General features: G+C 35.0%; 3 protein-coding genes. All 3 read right to left on the bottom strand.

What is annotated here, in order from left to right; genetic code table 11:
* On the bottom strand, nt 1–950 hold a 950-nt coding region (locus tag KPL54_RS25555), incomplete at its 3' end, for an electron transfer flavoprotein subunit alpha/FixB family protein (RefSeq protein ID WP_216109293.1).
* Nucleotides 951–970: 20 nt separating this feature from the next.
* On the bottom strand, nt 971–1,753 hold the full coding sequence (locus tag KPL54_RS25550) for an electron transfer flavoprotein subunit beta/FixA family protein (protein ID WP_171299305.1): 783 nt from the start codon (nt 1,751–1,753) through the stop codon (nt 971–973).
* 11 nt (nt 1,754–1,764) lie between these two features.
* Nucleotides 1,765–2,825, bottom strand: a 1,061-nt coding sequence (locus tag KPL54_RS25545) for an acyl-CoA dehydrogenase (protein ID WP_216103646.1), incomplete at its 5' end; no start/stop codon positions are given.

Raw genomic sequence — 2,825 nt, 5'->3', positions numbered from 1 at the left:
TCTCCAGCTATTGCTACATCAGCAGCTTTCATGATAGGTGCAGTTGCATCTTTATTTATAGCTATTATGAAATCAGAATCTTGCATACCAGCTAAATGCTGAATTGCTCCTGAAATACCGCAAGCTATATATACAGTTGGTCTTACAGTTTTTCCTGTTTGACCTACTTGTACTGCTTTATCTATCCAACCATTCTCAACTGCTGCTCTTGATGCTCCTACTACACCATCTAAAGTAGCTGCAAGTTTTTCAAGTAAAGCAAAGTTCTCTTTACTTCCAACTCCACGACCACCAGATACTATAATATTAGCTTCTCCGATATCAGCTAAAACTGAAGCAACTTTTACAATATCAACAGTCTTAGTTCTGATATCTGATTCTTTTAAATTTACAGTAACTTTTTCAACTGGGCAAGTTCTAGAAGCATCTTTAGCCAATTTTTCGAAAACTCCTGGTCTAATAGTAGCCATTTGTGGTCTATGATCTGCACAAACTATAGTAGCCATTAGGTTTCCACCAAATGCTGGTCTTGTCATCATTAAATTATTGTTTTCTGTATCTATATCTAATGAAGTACAATCAGCAGTTAAACCTGTTGAAAGCCTTGCTGATATTCTTGGTCCTAAATCTCTTCCTAAATAAGTTGCTCCAACAAATATTACTCCTGGTTTTCTTTCATTTGCTAAATCACATATAACTTTTGCATATGCATCAGTTGTAAAATGACCAAGCAATGGAGAACTCGCAACTATTACCTTATCAGCTCCAAATGCTACAAGCTCTTTGACCATATCATCTGTTTTATCGCCAAGTAGTACAGCTGTTAATTCTTCTCCTAATTTATCTGCAATTTCTCTTCCCTTACCTAAAAGTTCGAAAGAAATTTTTTGAAGTTCTCCGTCTCTTTGTTCAGCGAAGACCCATACGCCTTTGTAATCTGCTATATTCATTGATTGCTCCCTCCTACATTTTAGATAAAGTGATTTTCTTTTAATTTAGAAACTGCATATAAAGCAGCTTCAGCTGCTGGTAATTGTATTAATTCGCCTTTTCCCTTAGGTTCTTTAGTCATTGACTTTTTAACCTTTGTTGGTGAACCTTTAAGTCCGAGAACAGCTATGTCTGCTCCGATATCTGCTGCATTCCAAACTTTTACTTCTTTAGTTTGGAACATTTCAAAAATGTTCTTTATGTTCATATATCTTGGTTCATTTAATTCTTTTATAGCTGTTAAAAGAACAGGAGTTTTAACTTCGATATCTTCATATCCATCTTCCCAAGCTCTTCTAACTTTTAATCCACCTTTAATTACGTCAACTTTTTCAACGTATGTTATTTGTGCAAGATTTAAATGCTCTGCAATTTCTGGTCCAACTTGCGCTGTATCTCCATCAATTGCTTGTCTTCCAGCAAATACTACATCGTAGTCTAATTTCTTTAAAGTTGCAGCAAGTGCATGTGATGTAGCTAAAGTATCTGCTCCTGCAAATGCACGATCTGATACAAGTATTGCTTCATCAGCGCCCATAGCTAAAGCTTCTCTTAATGCTTTTTCTGCCTGAGGTGGTCCCATGCTAATTACAGTCACGTGCGCACCATGTTCATCTTTTAATCTTAATGATTCTTCTAATGCATTTTTATCATCTGGATTTATTATTGATGGAACTCCTTCTCTTATAAGGGTTCCTGTTTTAGGATCTATTTTAACTTCGTTTGTATCTGGAACTTGTTTTAAACATACAACTATATTCATTTAATTTCCTCCTACTTTAATAGATTTCCAGCTATAACCATTCTTTGAACTTCTGAAGTTCCTTCATATATTTCAGTTATTTTAGCATCTCTCATCATTCTTTCTAATGGATATTCTTTAGTATATCCATATCCTCCGAAGATTTGAACAGCTTTTGTTGTAACTTCCATAGCAGTTTCTGATGCAAACAATTTTGCTCTTGCAGCTTCTACTGTATATGATAAACCAGCATCTTTATTAAACGCTGCTTTATATACTAAAAGTTTAGCAGCTTCAATTTTAACATCAAGTTCTGCAACCATCCATTGAAGTCCCTGGAATGCTGCAAGTGGTTTTCCAAATTGTTTTCTTTCTTTCATATATTTAGTAGCTTCGTCTAATGCTCCTTCAGCAATTCCTAGAGCTTGAGCAGCTACACCAATTCTTCCACCATCAAGAGTTTTCATTGCAATACCGAAACCTCTTCCTTCTTTTCCAAGCATGTTTTCTTTTGGAACTATACAGTTCTCAAATACAAGTTCAGTTGTTGATGATGCTCTTATTCCTAATTTATCTTCATGTTTACCTATTGAGAATCCAGGGAAATCTTTTTCAACTATAAAAGCTGTAATTCCTCTTGTTCCCTTAGTTTTATCAGTCATAGCAAAAACTACAAATGTATCTGCTACTCCACCATTTGTGATAAATATTTTTGAACCATTTAATATATAGTTATCACCATCTAAAGTTGCTGTAGTCTGTTGTCCTGAAGCATCTGTACCAGCATTAGGCTCAGTTAATCCAAAAGCTCCTAATTTTTCGCCAGTTGCAAGTGGTACTAAATATTTCATTTTTTGATCTTCTGTTCCAAAAGCATCTATTGGACCAGCACATAATGATGTATGAGCTGATAAGATAACTCCTGTTGTTGCACATGCTTTTGATAATTCTTCAACAGCAATAATATATGATAAATTATTTCCACCAGCGCCACCATATTTAGTTGCTATTGGAATACCCATCATATGGTATCTAGCCATTTTTTCTACAGTTTCGCTAGGAAATCTTTCTGTAACATCTATTTCCGCAGCTA

The sequence above is a fragment of the Clostridium estertheticum genome (assembly GCF_018861295.1).
Taxonomy (GTDB): domain Bacteria; phylum Bacillota; class Clostridia; order Clostridiales; family Clostridiaceae; genus Clostridium_AD; species Clostridium_AD estertheticum_D.
The sequence above is the reverse complement of the archived record's forward strand: the minus strand, read 5'-3'. Positions and strand labels throughout refer to the sequence as shown.

What these genes read in the sequence shown, in the direction of transcription:
- KPL54_RS25550 (WP_171299305.1), bottom strand. Translation starts at nt 1,753, where the DNA reads ATGAATATAGTTGTATGTTTAAAACAAGTTCCAGATACAAACGAAGTT.